Source organism: Armatimonas rosea, from assembly GCF_014202505.1.
Lineage (GTDB): Bacteria > Armatimonadota > Armatimonadia > Armatimonadales > Armatimonadaceae > Armatimonas > Armatimonas rosea.
The window spans coordinates 716,898-737,100 of the sequence record NZ_JACHGW010000001.1 but is presented as its reverse complement, the minus strand read 5'-3'; the positions used below and the strand labels follow the sequence as shown (position 1 = coordinate 737,100).

Here is a 20,203-nt window from a genome sequence, read left to right as displayed (position 1 = left end):
CGTATTGCATGGCCTCGTCTCTTCGTACCAAGCTCCGAATCGCCACCACCGTGCTCGGTGCACGGGGGTTCTGGGACGCGCTCGCCGGGCGCTTCTTATGGCAACCCCAAATCCCATCACCCCCTCTCGTCCCGACGAAGTCGGAAACAGAGCGAGAGGGGGTCGGCCAGAGCGAGGAACGAGCGGAGGCCGGGGGGAGTGTCCGGGGGAGTGCCACTTGGCTTCGCGGCGCCCTCCATGTCCACACCTGCACCTACTCCGACGGCGCCGGGACCATCGAAGAAGTCATGGACGCCGCCAAGGCTGCGGGCGTTGACTTCGTGCTCCTCACCGACCACAACACCATGCGCCCCAAGGCCGACGGCTTAGAGGAGCGCTACGCCGGGCAGACGCCGTTTCTGATCGTGGGCGATGAGATCACCGTGAAAGGCGGGGCGTTCCTGCTCGCGCTGGACATGCCGGGTGAGTTCGAGTTCGCCCCCGGCCACGACCCGCAAGTCGCCATCGACGCGATCCTCGCCGTGGGGGGCCTGCCGCTGGTCTCCCTCCCCGATGACATGAAGCACCCCTGGGACGCCTGGGACGCCACGGGCTGTGAGGGGCTGGAGGCGCTCAACCTCTCCACAGTCGCGCGGGAGCACATCAACCTGCTCTCGCTGGCTTGGCTCCTGCCGCTCTGGAAAAGCAAGGGTGAGCTGGCTGTTTTGCGTGCCCTCTGCACCCGCCCCGACGCATCCCTGGCGAGCTGGGACCGCTTGCTGGCGCTGGGAAAAAAGCAGATCGGGCTGGGCGCACTCGATGCCCATGCACTGATGAAGATCGGCAAGAAAAAACACCCGATTCCCAGCTACGAAAACTCCTTCCGCGCGGTTACGACACACATTCTGGCCACCCCCACCCCCGCCGCGATCCACGCCGCCATCCGCGCCGGCCACTGCTACTTCGCCTACGACTGCCTCGGGGAGCTGGCGCTGGAGTTCCGCTCTCTTCCCCCGCCGGGCGGGGGCCAGGGGGTAGGCATCATGGGCGACGAAGCTCCGGTCGGGGCGACGCTGACGGCAACCGGCCCGGAGACCGCGCTCCTGCGGCTCTACAAAGCGGGCGAGGGAGTTGTCGCAGCGGGCAAAGGGACGCTCCACTACCGCGCCGAGAGCCCCGGCGCGTATCGGGTCGAAGCGTACTTGGTCGGAGCGCAACGGGGGCCGTTTTTTGTGGGCGCACGGCCGTGGGGCTTCACCAACCCGATCTATGTGGTATAGAGCAAATCAAGTTTTTTGCCTGTCGTGCAACTAGAGTCAAACCGATATCGTCTTTAGAGGTACAACCGCTAATCCCCCCGGTTAGAGCGGGGATCGTAGCTCCGGCCGATCAGAACGGCCGGACTGGAGAGCCTTCGGCTGGGAAGGGCGTTCCGCCCATAAGATTCCGTATGGCCGGAACGGCCTTTGCAGCCGAAGGCTCTCCAGTCCCCTCGTTCCAATCGAGGGGACACAAGGAGAGAGAACCATGATCTCGGATGAGCTGAAGAAAAAGATCGACGCCTGGATTAAGCAAGAGGGCCGCAACGAGTACGGTGACCCCAAAGACACGGTCTACGCCGGGGGCAACCCGCTCTTCGACGAGCGCTCGGCGGGCCTCAAGGACCTCTACGAGTACATCCTGGCACGCAATCCCAACCTGAGAGAGGAGCTGGAGAAATGAAGTCCCATGCTGGTGGAAACCGTAAGTTCGACGAGCGCGCACCCGAGGTAAACAAAGACCGTCAGGCCGCCGGGGTCAACCCCAACTTCGATGAAACGAAGAACCCGCTCCGCCTCGTCACCCCCATCGCCACAAAGAAACCCCTGCCGATTCGGAGGATCAACCCATCATGACAAAATCTCTGAGAAACACCCTCGCCACCCTCGGTATCGCTGTCGCCGTCGGTGCCACCGCCGTCCCCATGCTCTCCGTCTGGACACAGAAAGAGAGCTACGAGCCCATCGCCTACCCGACACAGATCGGCAGTATCAGCGGCTCGACAAAGTGGCCGACGGTTCTGGTGGACTTCAACGACAGCACCAGCGACGCCGATGTTCAGGCATTTGCGACCCAATACGGCCTGAAGCTTGAGCCCAACTCCATCGAGGCCAAGGACAACCGCCTCTACCGCGTCGTCGCAGGCAAGGCCGACCTAGAAACCCTCCGCCACGACTCCCGCGTCCAAGCCGCCGAGCCGGAGATTCAGTTCAACCTGGAGCAAACAAAGCAAGATGCTCAGGAATTTCCCTGTAGCACAATGCCGTGTAGCGAGGTTGCCAAGATTCGTGCAATTGATCCGACTGTCGAGACGACCAAGATGCCCGATCCGACGGTGCATGTCTACGATAGCCAAGATGATTCTCTTCTCAAAGTTCGTTACGAGAGCGATGGCGGGAACAGTGCAGCGGTTTCCTTGATCGCTTCCGGTCCCTCAAAACCAATAGAGATAAACCTAGACGGTGTGATCCTTGGTACTCGTCCCAACGATCCGCTCTATGACAAGCAGTGGAACTTCCGCATGATCGACACGGAGGGGGCTTGGGAGCGCACGCGGGGCAAGGGCGCGGTGGTCGCGGTGATCGACACGGGCGTGACCCAGGCGCGGGACTTTAAGCAGACCAAGTTCACCGTCGGCTACGACTTTGTCAATAAGAAGGTCAACGCCGACGACGACCACGGGCACGGGACCCACGTCGCGGGAACCATCGCCGAGTCCACCAACAACAACGAGGGCGTCGCTGGGATCGCGTTTGAGGCGACCATCATGCCGCTCAAGGTGCTCTCCTCCGAGGGCGGTGGCACCAGTGGCGATATCGCCGATGCCATTCGCTTCGCCGCCGACAAGGGGGCCAATATCATCAACATGAGCCTCGGCTCCATGTACCCCTCCGATGTCATCCACGAGGCCTGCAAGTACGCTCGTAAGAAGGGCGTCACCATTGTCTGCGCCGCCGGCAATAGCTTCCGTGAGGGAGTCGGCTACCCCGCCGCCTTCCCCGAGTGCATCGCGGTCTCGTCGGTGGGGCCCAGCGGAACCCTCTCTAAGTTCTCGTCGTGGGGCAAGCAGGTGGCGATCGCCGCGCCGGGTGGCGACATGATCGACAGCCGCGACCCCAACGACGGCATCCTCCAGAACACGGTCTACTCCGGTCAGGACGACTACTTCGCGTTTCAGGGAACGTCGATGGCCTCGCCCCACGTGGCGGGGGCTGCGGCTCTTGCCTACAGCCAGGGCACCAAGGACCCAGCCAAGATCCTGGACCTGCTCAAGAAGACCGCCAGCAAGCCCAAGGAGAACAACGTCAAGAAGTACGGCGCGGGCATCCTGAATGTCGGCAAGCTCACCGCCAAGGCCGAGGCGGAGAACGGCTGGAAGCTACGCCACACCCTGGCACTGGCCTTCGCCGGGCTCCTACTGGCCTTTGGTGGCCCGCTGGGTCGGCGCAATGTCCTGCTGCGTGCGGGAGTCGGGGCCGCGATTGCCGGGGGCTTCTTTGTCCCGGACATGGTCACGAACCTGGTGGGGGCAGACTCCGCGTGGAACCTGCTGAGCTTCTCCGCGCTCGTCCCCGCTCTCTTGGTCTGGGCGCTGCGACGCGGCCCCGGCCTGAAGCTGGCCTCGGGTGCCGCGCTGGGCTTTGGCGTCAACCTCTTCGCCAACTGGAACAACGCGACCATCCCGTTCACCACCGCGACCTTCGGTGCTAGCGCCCTGCCTTGGACGCTCACCAACATGGCAGTCGCGCTCGGGCTGGCGGTTGCCAGCGCCTTCTGGGCCGCCAAGCGCCTACGCTAATCGGGCATCTCTCCCCCTGCCCCCTCTCTTCGCCTGAAACCCTCGTTCCGAGGGGCGAAGAGAGGGGGTTTTCGTTTGGGAATGCCGTAAAATAGACCATGTTGCTCCCCGCTCTTGTTGTTGCGATTGCCCAGCCTCCCGTCAATAGCCTCGCCGCCGTGCTGGAGCGGCTCTACTGGAACGCAGGAGCACGGGGGCCGCTGCTGATTGTCGCACCGGAGCTCTACACCCCGCAGCAAAAGCCCGACGAGCCCCCGCCCGATCTCTTCCGCCATAGCCGAACCGACACCAGCAACGATAGCGAGGAGCCTGAGGAGAAGCCCGAGCCGCTGAAGCTCCCCGCCGGTCCCCTCAACCCGACCGTGCTCCTGCCGCTCTTTGGCCTGCAAGTCACGCGCCTCGAAGGCCTTAGCGTGGTCACCCACCGACGTATGCAGGTCACGCAGCCCCTTACGCTGACAGAGAGCCAGGTGGATGGGCTTGTCTCGTCGTCCTCGATGGCCTTGGAGCGCTTCCTGGGCACGCTCGATGAGCCTCAGTGGCAGGCAATCGGGAGCAAGCAGGGACTAGCGGAGGCGCAGCTCTCCAGCCCGCAGCAGAAGACGCTCTTTCGCCAGCTCCTCCCGGCCACCGCAGTTGCCTTCTTTGCCACGGAGCCTCCGCTCCCCAAGGTAGACCCTGATTCCTCAGACGATCCTCCCGCACTACCCCCAGGAGCGCTTACGGGGATGCGACTCCGTATCGAGAAGCGGCTCTCGCTCAGTACCTTTGCGCCGGGAGCCGCGCGGGAATCGGTTGGGCTACGCGACCAGGAGAACCTCGACCCCGACGGCAAGCTCCGCCGCGTGGTCCTCCTCCAGCCCGAGAAGTATGTCAGCGATGAGGCATCGAACCCGTGGACAACCCGCCCCGCCCGTCTCAAGCCTACCCAGCTCGATCCAGCCAGCCCTGCCCTGGATGCCCCGATTCTGCTGGACGGTGCCAAGACAGTCGGGGAGCTAGTGGGGCGCATTGCCCAAGCCACACGCCTGCGCCTGCTCTGTGATAAACGGGTCGCGAGCTGTGCAGTCGTGGTCAAGGGCAGAGGAAGTCTCCGGGCAGGGACCGTGCTCGCCGCCCTCTGCCACGGGATCCAAGGGGCCGTGCGACGGCTCGACAACCTCTACCTCCTCACGTCAGACATACAGACGAGTATCGAGCGCTCTGAGGAGGCAGCCCGAGGCTCTTTCCAGGTGTCAACGACACTGGAGCAGCGGGGGAAGCAAGCACGGGACGAGGCACTCCTGGCACGAGGGCACCTGATCCGTACCCGCGCGGCCGATAGAGTCCCCCGCGATAGCCAGAGCCAGGCACCGGATACCCTCTGGAAGCTCGGCGAGAAGCTCCCCAAGACACGGCCGTCGGTTCTCGACGACGACGAAGCCCCCCCGCCCGACCCGGAGAGCCTCCCACTCGCCAGCCTGCCATCAGTGCTTCAGCAGCGGGCGCTGACCAACTTTCAGAAGCGCCTCGCTGCCTCTCAGAAGCTGGGCGAGGCACTTCCCAAGCAGCCCACCCAGGTCTCGGGGCGCGTGACGCTCTACGCGGAGCTCCTCCTGCCCCACCTCGACGCGCGGGTGCGTATCGGCAGCCTCCCCCTGGAGCGCATCCACCCCGAGACGCCGCTCCCTGCCCCGCCGCCGCCCGTGACCTGGCCCGAGACGCCCGTCCGCGCCTGGTACCTCCCGCTCCCTGCCGAGGAGAAAGAGAGCACCGCGCTCCTCGCGCTCGCCACCCAGTGCAAGGTCACCGAGCTACGGATCGCCCTGCCGACGGGAGAAGCTGCCGAGAAGCGCCTGGCGGAGCTGGCAAGGCAAGCCAAAGACGCCAAGCTCAAGCTGGTTCCGGTACTACAGCCCTTTGTGGCCCTCAGCCCCGAGACCCGCCGCGATCTCGACCTGCTCGGGCGCACGGCGCGTGCCTGGAGCCAGACTCTCCTCGGAAAGCTGCAGCCCCCGCTCGACGACTACCTCGAGCCCGAGGCGCTCGACACCGCGCTCTTCACCGCCTACTGCCTACGCCTTGCTCGCCTTCCCGGTGTCACGGGCCTTGCCCTCACCCAGCTAGCCCCGCCCGGCTACGGCACCAATGAGAGCTGGGAAGGCGGCGGGCAGCGCAGCGAGCGGCTCGCGTTTCTCCAGAAAGAGAGCCTCGATCCCGCCGACCTACAAGGCGAGGACGACAGCAGCGCCCCCGAGGCGCAGGAGCGCTGGGAGAAGCGCAAGGAGGCACGGCGCGATGCCGCCCTCACGCGGCTCCACCAAGCCCTCAAAGCCGCCACACTCCCCGTCCCCGTCTCCGCCGAGGGCTATGCAGGCTGGGAGCAGTGGCGTTTGGGAATCCTGAGAGCGCCCACCTATAGCGACGGGCAAGACCTCGTACTGCCCCCCGAGGCGCGCCCGGTGCTTCGCACCCTGTCTCTAGAAGGAACACCCTGGCGCCCTGCAACTGCCTGGGACGGAGGCGCGTCTCAGGCCAGCGACATACTCCTCGACACCACAGGCCAGCTCCGTGCCTGGCTCCAGCGCCAGCTCAACGAGCAGACCAAGCCCCCCCACTACGATGGGATCGTGCTGGACCTCTCGGAGCGCCCCTTGGCAGACGGTCTGGCGCTCCTGGAGCAGGCGTTTGGGACTAAAGCGGGCGCGTGATCTTGGTGGTGATCTGCGAGCGGGTGTTGCCGGAGTTCGGGTCGCCTAGGAGCAGGAAGAAGTCCGTGCCCTTGCGAGAGCGCTGGGAGTAGGCAAAGTAGAGGTTGGTTCCCGTCTGCGCCCCCACATTGGCCGCGTTGCCCGTCCCATTCTGGGAGAGCAGACGTGCCGAGAGCGCCCGCAGGCTATCGAGGCGGTAGGTGCCGGTCGCGATTGTCTGGCGGGTCGTCACCCCGCCGCGGTCTTGCTGGTTGTACGAGGCCCGCACCGAGAAGGGCTTGCTCACCAGAAACCCTTGGGCGATACTCATCGTCCGTGTCGGCTGGCCGCCCTGCATCCCACTCTTAAAGCGCAGCCCCCCACCCTGAAAGAGGGTCCGCTGGTTCCAGGAGAAGCCGCCTCCGGCCAGCCGGTCGTGGTAGTAGGTCGCGGTGTCTTGCTGGCGACGCCCCTCATCCAGGTTGATCGTCAGGCCGAAGCCATCGCGGGTCTGGACCGTGGTGTCGAGCGAGACCGCCTCCAGAAAGAACGCCCCCGTGGTCATCCGCTTGAAGCTAAAGTAGTCGAAGTCCACATCGTAGGAGAGGAGTCGGCCACGGTCCAGCTGATTAAAGACTCCTGTGCTCGCCGACCAGCCCTTGCGGTTGCGGTCCTGGACAAGCCCTAGGTCGCTGATGAAGTCCTCGGAGAGGAACGACTGCGAGAGGCGGTAGCGCAGCTTGCCGGGAGTCGCGCGGCTACTGAAGCTCAGGTCGCCCGAGCCGCCCTTCGCCACACCGCCCTGCCAGGACTGGTCGCGGGCGTAGGTCAGGTTGTTGCGCCGGTCGCGGTCCACCCAGCCGTAGTTCCCCGAGGCCCGTGCCACCCGGTTGCTCAGGCTCCCCGCCCGGTTGTCGCTGGCGGCGGAGACACTGAACTCGCTAAAGAGCCCGACCGCGCGGCGCACCGCCACCGCACTACTGAGCCGATCCCGCTCCCCCGTCTGGGACTGCGCGGTCACGAGGCCCACCGAGGTCGCTCCCTCACGCCCCACCACCTTGAGGCCCTGGTCGAACTGGTTGATGCGCCGGGAGTAGAAGATCTCCCCAATCGGCAAGAACTCATTCCCCTCGGCGAAGAACGGGCGGCGGTCCGGGACAAACTGCTCGTTGTAGGAGAAGTTGACACTGGCGACATCCTGCTCGATAGTCTGGAAGTCCGGGTTCACGGCGAGCAGGCCCGTCACTGTTGTGCTGAAGGGGTACTTGATATCCACGCCTTGCCGGGCGCGGGCGCTGTCCCCGCTGGCGGTGGCGAGGCTGTAGGGCAGGATCACCGTGGGCGGGCGCTGGTCGGGCATGGGCTGGGCGAGGCGCAGCTCGGGGAGAAACTGGGTACGGCCGCTAAACGACTGCCCCTCGGGCGGGAGCGCGGGCCAGATCATCTGGTTGCCCTCGCGGTTGAGGGAGCGGGCGAGCTGGAGCCCAAAGGCACGGGCGCGGGCGGGGTGGCGCAGGAGCGAGAAGGGAATGGCGAGCTCGCAGCTCCAGCCCTTGCCCCCCGGGAGGGGCTTACTGGCGGCGCGCCAGTCGCCGGCCCAGGTGATATTTCCCGCAGTCCCGCCTTCGAGGTGCTCTACTTGCGTCCCCAGCGCGTTCACGGAGAAAGTGGAGGCTCCCCGGCGCAGGTTCTGGCTGTCGATCACCACGGTCACGTGGTCATCGCCCTCCACCGCCGAGCTGCCCCGCTGTGTCTCGCTGGCGCGCATCAGCTCGGGGTGCTCATCGTGGCACTCAAAGGCGACGTAGAGAGTCGCGCCATCGGTGATCACGCGGGCATCGGTCTGCTCCACAATCGGCGCACTCCCCGAGAAGCGCACGAACTCTCCCGCCTTAAACGCCGACTTCCAGCACGCATCGGAGAGGTCACCGTCGATTTTTGGGGGAGTTTTTGTCGTGGGGAGCGGGAAGCTCTCCCGCTGGGGCGAGGGGTGGGCTTGTGCGGAGCCAATCAGAACAAAGGCGACGAGTGCACGACTCGCCGCCTGGAGACGTTTAGAAACCATGCCGCAATGCGTTACAGTGCGATGCCTTGGGTGGTTCCCAAAAATTACTTCTGGATCGTGTGGGTACGAAAGCCCGGATCCGGTGCCTTGTCAAAGATCACGCGCTGTGCGGGAGTCAAGAGCGCCCGCTGCTCATCGCGCTTCTTCTTTTGCAGCTCCTGAATCTCCTGCAGTGCCTTCATCGCATCCGCGGAGCCCCCGGAGATCACGATGCGCCCGTCTTTGGCCCCCTGCTTGGCAAACTTCTCTTTCAGAACCTTGCTGGTGCGCGTCTCGATCTCGTCCCACTTCTTCTTCTGCTCCGGCGTGAGCTTCAGCGACGCCAGCCACTTCTGGCGCTCCTCTTTCCGCTTCTTCAGCTCCTCGGGGCTCGGCTGGCCCAGCTTTGTCTGAAAAGCACCTGGCGGCGGGGCAAACCCACCACGCTCGCCTGTCTTCGTCTCCTGTGCTCCCGCGCTCAGGGCGAGAGAGAGCGCCATCGCAAAACAAAACCCCCACTGTCTCATAGAGAACCTCCGGAAGAAGGACGAGACAGAGGGGGCCAATCCGCGAGTCTTAGCGGGACTTGAGCAGGTCGCGAATCTCGGTGAGGAGCACCTCTTGGGCGGGCGGCGCGGGCGGCGGCGCGGCGGCAGCCTCGGTTACAGCCTCGGCAGCTTGCTTCCTCTTCATGGCATTGATCGCCTTGACCACCATAAAGACCGCAAAGACCAAGACCAGCGTATTGACAGCAGTCGTGAGGAACTGGCCATAGCCTAGGATCACCGTGCCATCGATCTTGCGTGCCTCGGCCAGTGCCTTGCCCACAGGAACGTCGCCTTTAAGGACCACATAAGAGTCGGCCCAGCTCGCCTTTCCAAGAAGCCCGGTGAGAGGGATAATCATCTCATCGACAAACGACTGGAGGATCTTTCCCATCGCCCCTGCAGCCAGCACCCCCACCGCGAGGTCGACCGCATTGCCCGACCCAACAAACTCGCGAAACTCTTTAATTAACGACATAGTTCTTACCTTTCATACCAAAACTTCAATTTAATAAAACACCAAAGCATAGAGTGCCTATTATGCAAAAAATGTTCCACAGACACAAATATATTAATAACTTACTATAAAAGACACTCCCGCACTGGTGAGCTCGCGTGCACGGCTCCGTGTGGCGGCCTCGGCGTAGACCCGCACCAGGGGCTCGGTCCCCGACGGTCGAATCAGCAGCCAGGAGCCATCGGTGAAGTCGAGGCGGGTGCCATCACGGCGGCGGATCGCGGCGATCTCGGCCCCGGCGAAGTGGGTCTCCTTGAAGCTCTGGAGCGCGGTGTGGATGCGCCGCATCTGGGCCGGGGTGGGGCGCAGGTTGATGCGGACATACTCGTGCTCCCCTACCTCGGCCACCAGCTCCGCCAAGAGCTCTGTCAGCGAGCACCCGGAGAGCGCCAAGGCCTCCAGCAAGAGCAGCGCCGAGAGGATCGCATCGCGCTCGGGGAGGTGCCCGGCCACCCCAAAGCCCCCGGACTCCTCACCCGCGATCAGGATATCCCCTTCGAGCATCTTGGCACTGAGGAACTTAAAACCAATTGGGGTCTCGCTCAAAGGGAGGCTGTAGGCGGCGCAGAGCTTGTCCACCATCCGAGTCGTGGAGACCGTCCGCACCACGCTCCCGGTCGCGCCGCGGGCCCGCACCAGGTGGCGCAGCAGCAGCGCAAAGAGCTTGTGGGCATCCACAAAGGCACCCGTGGCATCGCAGGCACCCAGCCGGTCGCCGTCGCAGTCGAAGGCCAGCCCGAGCGCGGCCTGCGCCGTCGGGACCGCCAAGAAGAGCGCATCGAGGTTCTCGGGGGTTGGGTCGGGGGTGACGCCGCCAAAGGCCGGGTTGCGCTCGGCGCGGAGCTCTTGGACATGCCCTCCCGCCGGGTTGAGCAAGCGGGGGAGGTAGCCTGCTGTGGCCCCATGGAGCGCATCGACCACGACAAGCCCGGCCCGTGCGATCTGTGTCAGGTCCACAAAACGCGCGCAGTGGGCCAGGTAGGGCACGGCGAGATCGATCACCTCGACCGTCCCCCCCTCCGTGCGCGCCCCCCCGCCGCTCATCAGGAGCTCACGGAGCTTCTCCTCGATCCGAGCGGTCATCTGCGGGGACGCCGGCCCGCCGTAGTGGGCTTTCACCTTCAGGCCCGAGAAGGTCGCCGGGTTGTGGCTGGCCGTGATCACAATCCCCGCAGCGGCCCCAAAGAAGCGGCAGGCAAAGCTCACGGCGGGCGAGGGACAGGGATCGCGCGAGAGCCGTGCGCGGAGCCCGTTGGCGGCGACAACCTCCGCCGCGGCGCGGGCGAGCAGGTCGGACTGGGAGCGGGTGTCGTAGCCCACCACGACTCCTTCACCGGGCACGGCATCGGCCTTTACCCAGTCACAGAGGGCCTGGGTCAGGAGCCGGATATTCTCCACCGTGACATCGTCGGCCAGGATCCCCCGCCAGCCATCGGTGCCAAAGCGAATCCCGGCGCGCTGGAACTCCGTCTGGCTGGGCAGGTGGGCCACCACAGACGCGATCACCGCATCGGCCCCCACCACGGCTCCCGGGCGGATACGAGCGCCTTGGCGCACCGTGCAGTGGCTCCCCAGGATGCTCCCGCGCACCTCGGTGAGCTCCTCTAGGACACAGCCGCGCCAGATCACGGAGTCCTCGATCAGCGCGCCCTCCCCGATCTGGCAGCGCGAGCCCACGACCACCGTGCCCCGAATCTTGGCATCACGCCCGACCTCGGTGTGGTGGTTGAGAAAGACCCGCCCACGAATCTCGGCGGTCGGGTGGATAGTGGCGCCCTCGCCCACCCAGACTCCCTCACGCACCTCGACTCCCTCGATCTTGGCCACCACCCGCTGCTCCAGCACATCGGACTGGGCACGCTGGTAGTCATTGAGGGTCGTGATCGAGCGCCAGTAGCTCTCCTCGGCCAGAAACCCATAGACCGGAATTCCCTCGGCCACCAGCTGGGGAAAGAGCTGGCGCTCAAACGAGAACTCCGTGCCCACCGGGATGCGCCGCAGGATATCGCGCCGGATCACGTAGACCCCGGCATTGATCGTGTCTGTCGCGACCTCCCCCACGGGCGGCTTCTCCGAGAAGGCCAGCACGCGCCCCTCCGCATCGCGCACCACCGCGCCATAGGCCGATGCATCCGGCACCCGTGCTAGCAGCAGCGTCACCGCGGCCTCTTTTTCGTCGTGGAAGGCGATCAGGGCGCTGAGGTCCGCATCGGTGAGGACATGGCCATTGAGCACGAGGATGCTCTTGCCCACGGTCCGGTCGCTCACGGCCCGCACGGCTCCCGCGGTCCCCAGCGGCACCTGCTCACGGTGGTAGCGCAGGTTCAGCCCCAGCGCGCGGCCGTCCTCGAAGCGGCTCTCAAAGACCTCGGGCAGGACCTGGAGACACAGGAGGACATCGTTGATCTGATGGCGTGTGAGTAGCTCCAGCGAGTACTGGATCAGTGGCTTGGCCACGATAGGAAGCATCGCGCGCGGTGTCCGTGCGGTCAGGGGATAGAGCGGTGCGCCACGCTCTCCTGCCAGTATAACAGCCTGCATGTAGCTGTATTTTACACTAGCCGTGAAAAACACGTGAAACCTAGTAATTTTTTAGATGATTTCTTTACCAGGAGATGGCAAAAATCAAGTACAGAGCGATGGACTAGAGACTGTCGCTCCTGGCTGCTCAGGCAGCCTCGGAGAGAAAACTGGAGGGAACAAGCCCGATGGGCATCTATACAAACAGCGGTATGTCAACGGACAGCCAGGTTAAGCTGACAAAGCGTGAGGTCGAAGTACTCTCACTTGTGATCGAGGGAAAGTCCAGCAAGGAAGTCGCGGATCAGCTCTACGTGAGCAAGCGGACGGTCGATTTTCACCTGGCCAATATCTATAGCAAGCTGAGTGTCACCAACCGTCTTCAGGCCTTTCGTGAGGCAACACGGCGTGGACTGCTGTCGTATCCGGGTAGCGGCAACCCGCAGTAAGTTCGGAAATCATCACACAAAAAGCCCCGGCTGCACCGTGCAGCCGAGGGCTTTTGTTCTTTTTGGGGACGCTCTAGGTAGAGCCCCGGACGATCAGCTCGGGGGCGAAGTGCAGAAGGCGGACCTCGGGGTGGGGATGCGTGCCCTCCAGCTGGTCGGCAAGGCCACAGACAATCGCCTCACCGATAGCGCGCATGGGCTGGCGGATCGTGGTCAGGCCCGGAGCGACATGCGCGGCGAGCGGGCCATCGTCGAAGCCCACCACCGCGATATCCTCGGGGATACGGAGCCCCTGCTCTTTAATCACCTGCAGCGCCGTGAGCGCCAGATCGTCGTTGCCCGCAAAGATCGCGGTGGGCGGGTTGTGCGCCAGCCGCTGTGCCAAGAGCTGGGCATCGGAGACGGGATCAAAGGTACACTCCAGGATACGATCGTCGGTGATCGAGAGCCCATGCTCCCGCATGACCTGCTCAAAGACCTCCCGGCGTACCTGAACACTAGCCTGCCCGGGGGTTCCCATCATGTGGAGCACTTGGGTGTGGCCCCGCTCCAAGAGATGCTCCACCGCCAGCCGCGTCCCCAAGACATTATCGACATCGATCTGGAGAGCCCCCGTCTCGGTGTAGACCCCCTCGGCCCCGACAATCCCCAGCGGAATCCCCACGTGCCCCAGACGAGCGGGGAGCTCAAGGCCGATATCGGGCGCGATCATCAGGACCCCATCGGGCTGCTGGGTGCGGATATGGCGCTCGATCTGGGTGATGGTTCCCTGCTCGGTGAAGAAGACCACGTTGTAGCTGCGCTGGTAGGCTCCGGCAAAGATACCGGCGAGCACCCCGGCGTAGTAGTTATTGGTCACCACCTCCGGCTGGACATGCCCCACCACCACCCCAAGCGTCTGGGTTCGTCGCCGTACCAGGCTCCGCGCCACGGCATTGGGGTGGTAGTCGAGCCGCCGCATCACCGCCACGACCCGCTCGCGTGTCTTGGGGCTGACGGGACGGGGGCCATTATTCAGTACATACGAGACCGTGGCCACGGAGACCCCACTCTCCCGGGCCACATCACGAATCGTCACCATACTCACTTTTCTTTAATCACGGTATAGGTATCGAGAGTAAGCTCGGTGTGTGTCTCTGTCTGCCCGCTGGGCCAGCGGATGGTCACTTTGTCCACTGTCGTGGCTGTCCCGATACCGATATGGACTCGGGGGTCCGAGCTGGAGAGATAGGAGCCATCGGCGTGGCAGTGGCGTGTCAGCTTGCGGCCTGCCACCTCGACCGTCACGATCGCGCCGTAGGCATCCCGGTTGCTCTTGCTTCCCACCAGCTTGAGCCCAAGCCAGTGCCCGGCCTGCGGCGTCTCGTTGTGGAGCAGGCGCGGTGCCCCCTCACTATCCACGATCAGCAGGTCGAGCTTGCCATCGTTGTCGTAGTCGCCGGTGGCGAGCCCGCGTCCCACAATCGGCTTCTGGAGGTCAGGCACCTGCTTGCCCACCTCTTCAAAGAGCAGCGGACTGCCGCCTTTGTTGCGAAAGAGCTGTGTGGGCTGGCGGTAGCTCTGGGTGGACTCGATCTGGGCGATATTGTCCTGGACATGCCCATTGGCGATCACGATATCCAGCCAGCCATCGTTGTCGTAGTCGAGGAAGCGGCAGCCAAAGGCAACATAGGGCTGGGTGGGGGGCCCGAGCAGGGTGGCCATGGCACTGTCCATAAACCGTCCCCCGTTCTCATTGCGGTAGAGCGACTTGGTCTCTCCCTGAAACGTCGCCACAAACAGATCGACAAGCCCATCGTTGTCGTAGTCGCCCCAGTCGGTGCCCATCCCGCCGTGCATATTGCCATCGCGGTCGAAGGCGGTCCCCACGAGCTCCGCGACATTGGTGTAGTGCGGCTCTCCCTGGAGGCTGTCTAGGCGGAGCAGGTCCCCCGGCATCTCATCGTTTGCCAGAGCCAGCCCGAGCGCCCCGCGGTTCTCGTAGTCCGCAAAGGCGACTCCCAGGGTCTTGCCGACAATCCCCAGCGCCCCGACTTTTTGGGTGACATCCAGGAGCTGGCCCTTCCCCGTGTTCTGGTAGAAGACCCCCTTGCGCGGCTGGTAGTAGCGCGGCCCACACGAGGTCATGACATACTCCCCGGAGGCAGCACGCACCTTGCAGAGCTGCGGGTCGGTGGTGGGGCCGAAGACCGCGTAGTTTCCCACAAAGAGATCGAGCACCCCGCTCCCCGGGCGTGTCTCAGCGAAGGCGGCGCTGGTCCCCCAGGGCTGTGGGGTGACTCCTGCGGCGGCGGAGACATCGGTGAATGCCTTCCCCGCCGCGTTCTTCAGGAGCTTCCCCTCCTCGTAGCCCGAGATATAGAGGTCGTCGTAGCCATCGCCGTCGTAGTCGCCCACCGCGCAGCCCAGAAAGTGCCCCTTGAGGTCCGCGAGCTCGACGGCGGCAGTCACGTCGGTGAAGTGCCCCTTGCCATCGCCCTTGTAGAGTGCCAGCCTCTCTCCTACCAAGAGGATATCGAGGTTGCCATCGTTGTCGTAGTCGAGGAAGGCGCAGCCATTGCCGATGGTCTGCAAGATCGTGAGCGGGCGCTTGCCGGGAATGGTCCACTTGTAGTGAAGCCCTGCCGACTCCGCGACCTCACGAAAGAGCGAGGTCGCCGAGGCCGGGGGAGTGGCTCCCTCCCCCGACTTCGCGCGCGGACAGCTCCCGCCCGTGAGAACAAGCGAGAGCGCAGCGGCTCCAAGTAAGGCTCGACGTAGGTTCGACAAGCAGGCTACCTACCGTCCCTGCTGTCCATAGCCGCCCTGCCTCTGCCCGTAGCTCCCCTGCATTCTGCCCTGCATTGCCCCCGGGCCACGCATCGCCCCCGACTGCCCGTACTGAGTCGCGTACTGGGTCGATGCGGTGCTAGAGTCGCCCTTCTGCATCTGTTTGGCATAGGCGGGGGCATCCTCCGCCTTCGTTGCCTCTTTGCTACAGCCTGCCAGCACGCTCAGTGCGGCGAGTAAAAGTACCACTAGGAGTCCGTATTTCATGGTTGTTTTCCTTTCCCAAAGCGTCGTTTCGCCTCGGCTTCAATAGCGACTGCCTCTGCTGTTTTTTCGTGTTTCCGAAACAGAGCAGCCGCCTGATCGTAGAGCACAGGGTTGCTGGGGTCTTTCCCCACTGCGCTGAGTGCATCCGCCTCCGCTTGTTGCTCCGTGCGGAGGACATTGAGATAGTCCAGAACTTTTTGTGCCGCGGTGGTATTGCCGGCGAGCTGGTGTGCCTGGGCCAGCTTGTAGTAGGTCGTCAGGGGCTCGGGGTCGAGCTTGATGGCGTTCTCCAGGCAGCGCACCGCCACGGCGGCGTCTTTTTGCTTGAGCGCGACCAGCCCCAGACCGTACTCACGCAGGGCATTGGTGTCGGCATCCAGGTGGGTCGGGTTGGTCTCCGCATTCAGGTGCTCCTGTACCTCGGCCAGCTGCTGGGGCGTGCTTGCCTTCTCCTCCAGCAAGAGAGCGTAGCGAATATGGGCATTGGGATCGGTGGGCGCGAGCGCCAGGAGCTTTTGGGCAGTCTGCAGGCCTTCGTCGCGGCGCCCTCGTGCCATCTGGAGGCGGAGCAGATAGGCGAGGTAGGTCGTGTTCTGGGGGGCTTGGTCCACGGCGCGCTTGGCTAGCTCCTCCACATCGTCGCCGATCTTCTGTGGCCCGAGGTAGTAGCGCTCCCGCTCCAGTGCCCGCTGGAACGACTGCTCGGCAGTGGTGGGGTACTTGGCGCGCTTGACATTAAAGTCGGCGACTTTCTTCTCCAGCTTCGCCCGTAGCGATGGCAAGAAGCCTGAGGCGACCTGGTACTCCTGGCCCGCCTGGATCAGCATGTCCTGGGCCAAGTAGGCGTTTCCTAGCGCCTCATGGGCCAGGGGATTGGAGGTTGTCATCTCAACAGCACGCCGCGCCAGCGGAGTCGCCTCCTTGCCCTTTCCCGCATTGGAGAGTGCATTGGCCGCGGCGATCAGCACGGAGACCGCATCACTGGGCCGCTGCTGTGCGGTCGCAAAGTGCCGAAGACAGCCATCGACATTACCCGTCTCCGCCAGGAGCGTTGCAAGCTGCTCATGAACTACCGGGTCTTTTGGCCGGGTCTTCAGGGTCTCATAGAGGAGCTTACGCCGCGTCTCCCGGGTGCGGCGGAGCTGGTACTCTTTCTCCCACTGCGCGGTCTGCGTCGTCTCTCCCAACCGGCGGTAGGCCTGAGTGAGCGAGAGTGCAAACACGGGATTATCGAGAGTGCCTTGTGCCGCTTTCAGTAAGAACGGCACCGCCTCCGCAGGCTTCTCTTGGGCCAGGAGCAACCCTCCCAAGAGCCCATTGAGTGCGAGGTCTTCGGGGGCTTTCTGCTGGGCAGCACGCGCCAGGCCGAGAGCTCGCTCACGGTCGGTTGCAGTCCGTGCTTGGTCACTGAGAAAGCGCGCCACCTCCCGCATTGCCACGGGGTCTTGGGGAGCAAGCTGTAGAGCACGCTCAAAGACAGGACGTGCTTTCTCGGGTTGGTTGGTGCGCTCCAGAAGCGAGGCGAGCAGGAGCTGGTTGGCAACCGCATCCGGGGCCTGCTGGGCTGCGTCTTGAGCGGCTTTTAAGGCAAGGGGAAGCTCTCCCAGGTCCTCGTGGGCAGCGGCGAGGAGGCTGTGGGCGTCAGGGTACTGTGGGCGTAGCCGGAGTGCCTCGGTCAGCTCGGTGACGGCCTTATCCATCGCACCTTGGGTCAGGTAGAAGCGGCCCATCAGATAGTGTGCCTCGGGGAGCTGGGGCTGTGTCCCCACAAATTGTTTGAGCTGTCCAAACGCCGTGGAGACAAACCCACGATCGAGAAGCGCCCTGGCCCAAGCATCGCGGTAGCGGGGCTCACGGGGCTCTCTCTCCACCGCAATCGCAAGGAGAGGCTCGGCCTCCACAAGGCGCCCCTGCCGAATCAGGGCAAGAGCATGGTAGTACAAGAGTGCGACATCGTCCTGGCGTGCTCCCCGTGCTTTAGCAAGCTCCGCGAGAGACATACGCTGATAGCGCCACTCCAGGACGGCGGGGTGGCGCGGAACTCCCCAGCCCGCCGCGACAATCGTGATGCCCAGCAGGCTGAGAAAAAATATCTTCTTGGTAGAAATGGGGAGAGCTTTCGCTCCCCCCATGGTCGTGTTTTTTTCGGGCATGATGCCTGAGCAGTACTAGTTGTTGTGCAGCATGCTAACGGGGTTGTTGGGCCCCATCTCCCGCATCTTGTTGGCAGGGATCGCCTTGGTGTGGCCATCGGCGAAGATCGCGGTCCACATCTTGGCGTGGCGCGGCATGGGGCGGCGACCACCGTTGCGGCAGTCACCCCAGTCTTCACCACCGGGCTGTCCTACACCCCAGTCCACACTCCAGCGCTCCTTCCAGACCTCAGGGTTGAAGCGGTAAGGAGAGGTCTCCTGACCACCACAGCCGGTCCAGCCCGGAGAGCCGTCGTTGAAGAAGGGATCCAGGGGCTTGCTCGGTCCGCCGACCTCACCCGACTCGGCATAGGCAATCAGGTTGCCCGGCTGGTTGATACCCGCCATGCTGGCTCCGGGGAACCCACCCTGGCCACCGCCGTAGTCGCGCCACCCCTGGGTCAGACCACCCTGGTAGTTGTAGCCATACGACGTGGGACCGTAGTCCGCCGGCGAGCCGGGCTGGCTGGGACAGACATAGACCGAGTTGCGGCTTGCACCGGCCATGTTGTACATGTCCACCTGGTCGGTCTTCGCACGCTGGATGTAGGGCTGGAGGACGTTGCGCCACATGGTGCGGCCGCTGTCCTGAGATCCCCACCCACAAGGATAGGTCTCGTCGTAGTCCTGTACATACATCATGGTCGCAGTACCGATCTGCTTACCATTGGAGATACAAGCCGTCTGCCGAGCCTTCTCTCGTGCCTGTGCAAAGACAGGGAAGAGGATTGCCGCCAGAATCGCGATGATTGCGATCACGACGAGGAGCTCGATAAGAGTAAAACCTCTACGCATAAAAAATACCTCTCTGTTGAAACAGTTTGCGGAGCAATCCGCAGTGTGTATGACCCCCTTGGCCACCCTACTTTGTTCCCGTGCTTGTTTTAAGGTGGAGTGCTTCCTTACGCATGAAAGCGTAGATTAGCTCCCCTTGTCCACCACCAAGCCCTCGAAAGAGCCGCTGGTCTGCCTCAGGTAACTCCCGATAAGAATTGTACCGCAGTGCAATCTTACGCATGTATTTTCGGGCCTCTTCTGGTTCCGCAAAAGGGTCCGGCTGTACCCGTCCACTACTGGCATAGATCTTGTCCCCCTGTGGCGTCACCGTGCCAGGCTTCTTCAGGGGCTCCAGCTCAAACTCAACACCCGCACTCTGCTTCTCAATCGAGCGTGTCATCAACACGGAGAAGAGAATAGCAATACCTGCGGCCATATAGAGAAGAAGTGGATTCCGTTTTGGTTGCTTCATTTTCGTAGCAGTTTAGTAAACAGCGTCTTTGTTCACCCAGATTTATAGTCTATCTAAACGCTTAGATTTTGTCAAGCCCGCCCAACAGCCTCGTGCGGAAGCACCTGAGCCTCGAGCGCACGTACCAGTTTTTCTGCCAGGGCGGCACTCCCGGTAACCGTGGGATGGAGCGGTCCCTCGTACCAGCCGGCACTGTCTAGGTAGTAGACCCGAGAGTCTCCCGCCGCATTTCGCTCCACCACCGCGGCCTTGATCGGCGCTTCTTGCGCTCCCACAAAGGGCCGTAGCGCGACAAGCTTTGCCTTGGGGTAGGCACGGCGTATCTGCGCCAGATACTGGGCATAGAGCCGCTGGTAGTCAACCGGTGGCATCGACGACTCATTGGTTCCCTGGTTGATCACCACGATATCGGGCTGCCAGCGGTCACGAGGACAGCCCGCGTAGACAAAGTCAAAGGCATCCAGCGCTCCGGGTGCCCCACCGCTCCCCACCCGCTTGAGGCCCGTCGCGCCAAACCCTACCTGACGCCACTCCGCCCCCAGCGCGAGCGCGGTCTGCGCCGCATACGACTGCCGCGCATCCGCGAGCCAGGGCCAGGTAAAGGGAATCCCCGGAAGCACACCCGCGCGCCCCTCGTTGACAATCACACCCTCGGTGATGCTGTCGCCCAGAAACTCCATCGTCAGCTTGGGCTTTCTCCACTGCGGGAGCGCCCGCTCTAGCTTCTCTGTAACAAAGCCCGTGAAGGTGACACTTGCCACCAGCGGCGGGCTCCAGCGGCTCTGGTGCTCATCGAGGCCGCGCACCATCAGCATCACGGTATGCGCTCCCTTGCCCAGCCCCTCCGCCAGCGTCACGCTAGCGGCGAGCTCGGCCTCGTGCCACTCCCCTCCATCCATCTGCCAAGCGATCGTCGGGTACGAGCCCTCTTTAGTACACTCGCAGTGGGGTCTGTTGAGGGAGAGATCAAAGCTCACCGTGAGGCTACTTCCCGAGAAGCGTGCCTTGACATAGCTGCCGCTGTTGACCGTGACAGCCCGCTCCTTGCCGCGTAGGTCCCAGCGCCCGAAGAAACAAAGCTCTCTTGACCACATAGAAGGCTCCCTTGCCCCAAAAGCGCCCCGAGGCCGCGGAAACGGCTCGCGTTTCACGCGTCCACGGGACG

Annotated in this window: 17 protein-coding genes; 6 read left to right on the top strand and 11 right to left on the bottom strand. The window is 63.7% G+C overall.

The window, feature by feature from the left end:
* Nucleotides 1–8: 8 nt before the first annotated feature.
* The 5 genes from HNQ39_RS03265 to HNQ39_RS03245 all read left to right on the top strand — a co-directional run bounded on the left by HNQ39_RS03265 (nucleotide 9) and on the right by HNQ39_RS03245 (nucleotide 6,507).
* The gene (locus HNQ39_RS03265; RefSeq protein ID WP_184192520.1) at nucleotides 9–1,259 is read left to right on the top strand and encodes a CehA/McbA family metallohydrolase; all 1,251 of its coding nucleotides are present in this window, start codon (nucleotides 9–11) and stop codon (nucleotides 1,257–1,259) included.
* A gap of 247 nt (nucleotides 1,260–1,506) precedes the next feature.
* Entirely contained in the window at nucleotides 1,507–1,701 is a 195-nt protein-coding gene (locus HNQ39_RS03260; protein WP_184192519.1) for a hypothetical protein, read from the top strand.
* Nucleotides 1,698–1,874, top strand: coding sequence for a hypothetical protein (locus tag HNQ39_RS03255; protein ID WP_184192518.1), 177 nt, complete (start codon nucleotides 1,698–1,700; stop codon nucleotides 1,872–1,874). Before HNQ39_RS03260 ends, HNQ39_RS03255 begins: the two co-directional genes overlap by 4 nt.
* Nucleotides 1,871–3,817: a S8 family peptidase gene (locus tag HNQ39_RS03250; RefSeq protein WP_221289776.1), complete on the top strand. Its 1,947-nt coding sequence runs from the start codon at nucleotides 1,871–1,873 to the stop codon at nucleotides 3,815–3,817. The genes HNQ39_RS03255 and HNQ39_RS03250 overlap by 4 nt, the downstream gene beginning before the upstream one ends.
* 98 nt (nucleotides 3,818–3,915) lie before the next feature.
* Entirely contained in the window at nucleotides 3,916–6,507 is a 2,592-nt protein-coding gene (locus HNQ39_RS03245) for a hypothetical protein (RefSeq protein WP_184192517.1), read from the top strand.
* On the opposite strand, the gene HNQ39_RS03240 is transcribed toward HNQ39_RS03245, so the two are convergent.
* From HNQ39_RS03240 to HNQ39_RS03225, 4 genes are all read right to left on the bottom strand, one after another.
* Nucleotides 6,491–8,551: a DUF5916 domain-containing protein gene (locus HNQ39_RS03240; protein WP_184192516.1), complete on the bottom strand. Its 2,061-nt coding sequence runs from the start codon at nucleotides 8,549–8,551 to the stop codon at nucleotides 6,491–6,493. The genes HNQ39_RS03245 and HNQ39_RS03240 overlap by 17 nt on opposite strands.
* A 44-nt stretch (nucleotides 8,552–8,595) precedes the next feature.
* Entirely contained in the window at nucleotides 8,596–9,057 is a 462-nt protein-coding gene (locus HNQ39_RS03235) for a hypothetical protein (protein ID WP_184192515.1), read from the bottom strand.
* A 49-nt stretch (nucleotides 9,058–9,106) separates the two neighbouring features.
* Nucleotides 9,107–9,553, bottom strand: coding sequence for a large conductance mechanosensitive channel protein MscL (mscL, locus tag HNQ39_RS03230; RefSeq protein WP_184192514.1), 447 nt, complete (start codon nucleotides 9,551–9,553; stop codon nucleotides 9,107–9,109).
* A gap of 93 nt (nucleotides 9,554–9,646) precedes the next feature.
* Complete coding sequence (locus tag HNQ39_RS03225; protein ID WP_184192513.1) at nucleotides 9,647–12,133, bottom strand: sugar phosphate nucleotidyltransferase; 2,487 nt, start codon at nucleotides 12,131–12,133, stop codon at nucleotides 9,647–9,649.
* Between the two features lie 191 nt (nucleotides 12,134–12,324).
* On the opposite strand from HNQ39_RS03225, the gene HNQ39_RS03220 reads away from it, so the two are divergent.
* Nucleotides 12,325–12,561, top strand: coding sequence for a helix-turn-helix domain-containing protein (locus tag HNQ39_RS03220; RefSeq protein WP_184192512.1), 237 nt, complete (start codon nucleotides 12,325–12,327; stop codon nucleotides 12,559–12,561).
* Between the two features lie 73 nt (nucleotides 12,562–12,634).
* On the opposite strand, the gene HNQ39_RS03215 is transcribed toward HNQ39_RS03220, so the two are convergent.
* From HNQ39_RS03215 to HNQ39_RS03185, 7 genes are all read right to left on the bottom strand, one after another.
* Nucleotides 12,635–13,642, bottom strand: a complete 1,008-nt coding sequence (locus HNQ39_RS03215; RefSeq protein ID WP_184192511.1) for a LacI family DNA-binding transcriptional regulator — start codon at nucleotides 13,640–13,642, stop codon at nucleotides 12,635–12,637.
* Between the two features lie 2 nt (nucleotides 13,643–13,644).
* On the bottom strand, nucleotides 13,645–15,330 hold the full coding sequence (locus HNQ39_RS03210) for a CRTAC1 family protein (protein ID WP_184192510.1): 1,686 nt from the start codon (nucleotides 15,328–15,330) through the stop codon (nucleotides 13,645–13,647).
* A 9-nt stretch (nucleotides 15,331–15,339) separates the two neighbouring features.
* Nucleotides 15,340–15,597: a hypothetical protein gene (locus HNQ39_RS03205; protein WP_184192509.1), complete on the bottom strand. Its 258-nt coding sequence runs from the start codon at nucleotides 15,595–15,597 to the stop codon at nucleotides 15,340–15,342.
* Nucleotides 15,594–17,750, bottom strand: coding sequence for a tetratricopeptide repeat protein (locus HNQ39_RS03200; protein ID WP_184192508.1), 2,157 nt, complete (start codon nucleotides 17,748–17,750; stop codon nucleotides 15,594–15,596). Before HNQ39_RS03200 ends, HNQ39_RS03205 begins: the two co-directional genes overlap by 4 nt.
* A 15-nt stretch (nucleotides 17,751–17,765) precedes the next feature.
* On the bottom strand, nucleotides 17,766–18,584 hold the full coding sequence (locus HNQ39_RS03195; RefSeq protein WP_184192507.1) for a DUF1559 family PulG-like putative transporter: 819 nt from the start codon (nucleotides 18,582–18,584) through the stop codon (nucleotides 17,766–17,768).
* Nucleotides 18,585–18,651: 67 nt separating this feature from the next.
* Nucleotides 18,652–19,038, bottom strand: coding sequence for a hypothetical protein (locus HNQ39_RS03190; RefSeq protein WP_184192506.1), 387 nt, complete (start codon nucleotides 19,036–19,038; stop codon nucleotides 18,652–18,654).
* A 71-nt stretch (nucleotides 19,039–19,109) separates the two neighbouring features.
* Entirely contained in the window at nucleotides 19,110–20,132 is a 1,023-nt protein-coding gene (locus HNQ39_RS03185) for a GDSL-type esterase/lipase family protein (RefSeq protein WP_184192505.1), read from the bottom strand.
* Nucleotides 20,133–20,203: the final 71 nt, after the last annotated feature.

What these genes read in the sequence shown, in the direction of transcription:
- HNQ39_RS03265 (WP_184192520.1), top strand. Translation starts at nt 9, where the DNA reads ATGGCCTCGTCTCTTCGTACCAAGCTCCGAATCGCCACCACCGTGCTC.
- mscL (WP_184192514.1), bottom strand. Translation starts at nt 9,553, where the DNA reads ATGTCGTTAATTAAAGAGTTTCGCGAGTTTGTTGGGTCGGGCAATGCG.
- HNQ39_RS03185 (WP_184192505.1), bottom strand. Translation starts at nt 20,132, where the DNA reads ATGTGGTCAAGAGAGCTTTGTTTCTTCGGGCGCTGGGACCTACGCGGC.
- HNQ39_RS03220 (WP_184192512.1), top strand. Translation starts at nt 12,325, where the DNA reads ATGTCAACGGACAGCCAGGTTAAGCTGACAAAGCGTGAGGTCGAAGTA.
- HNQ39_RS03205 (WP_184192509.1), bottom strand. Translation starts at nt 15,597, where the DNA reads ATGAAATACGGACTCCTAGTGGTACTTTTACTCGCCGCACTGAGCGTG.
- HNQ39_RS03240 (WP_184192516.1), bottom strand. Translation starts at nt 8,551, where the DNA reads ATGGTTTCTAAACGTCTCCAGGCGGCGAGTCGTGCACTCGTCGCCTTT.
- HNQ39_RS03245 (WP_184192517.1), top strand. Translation starts at nt 3,916, where the DNA reads ATGTTGCTCCCCGCTCTTGTTGTTGCGATTGCCCAGCCTCCCGTCAAT.
- HNQ39_RS03190 (WP_184192506.1), bottom strand. Translation starts at nt 19,038, where the DNA reads ATGAAGCAACCAAAACGGAATCCACTTCTTCTCTATATGGCCGCAGGT.
- HNQ39_RS03215 (WP_184192511.1), bottom strand. Translation starts at nt 13,642, where the DNA reads ATGGTGACGATTCGTGATGTGGCCCGGGAGAGTGGGGTCTCCGTGGCC.
- HNQ39_RS03200 (WP_184192508.1), bottom strand. Translation starts at nt 17,750, where the DNA reads ATGCCCGAAAAAAACACGACCATGGGGGGAGCGAAAGCTCTCCCCATT.
- HNQ39_RS03260 (WP_184192519.1), top strand. Translation starts at nt 1,507, where the DNA reads ATGATCTCGGATGAGCTGAAGAAAAAGATCGACGCCTGGATTAAGCAA.
- HNQ39_RS03250 (WP_221289776.1), top strand. Translation starts at nt 1,871, where the DNA reads ATGACAAAATCTCTGAGAAACACCCTCGCCACCCTCGGTATCGCTGTC.
- HNQ39_RS03195 (WP_184192507.1), bottom strand. Translation starts at nt 18,584, where the DNA reads ATGCGTAGAGGTTTTACTCTTATCGAGCTCCTCGTCGTGATCGCAATC.
- HNQ39_RS03235 (WP_184192515.1), bottom strand. Translation starts at nt 9,057, where the DNA reads ATGAGACAGTGGGGGTTTTGTTTTGCGATGGCGCTCTCTCTCGCCCTG.
- HNQ39_RS03255 (WP_184192518.1), top strand. Translation starts at nt 1,698, where the DNA reads ATGAAGTCCCATGCTGGTGGAAACCGTAAGTTCGACGAGCGCGCACCC.
- HNQ39_RS03225 (WP_184192513.1), bottom strand. Translation starts at nt 12,133, where the DNA reads ATGCAGGCTGTTATACTGGCAGGAGAGCGTGGCGCACCGCTCTATCCC.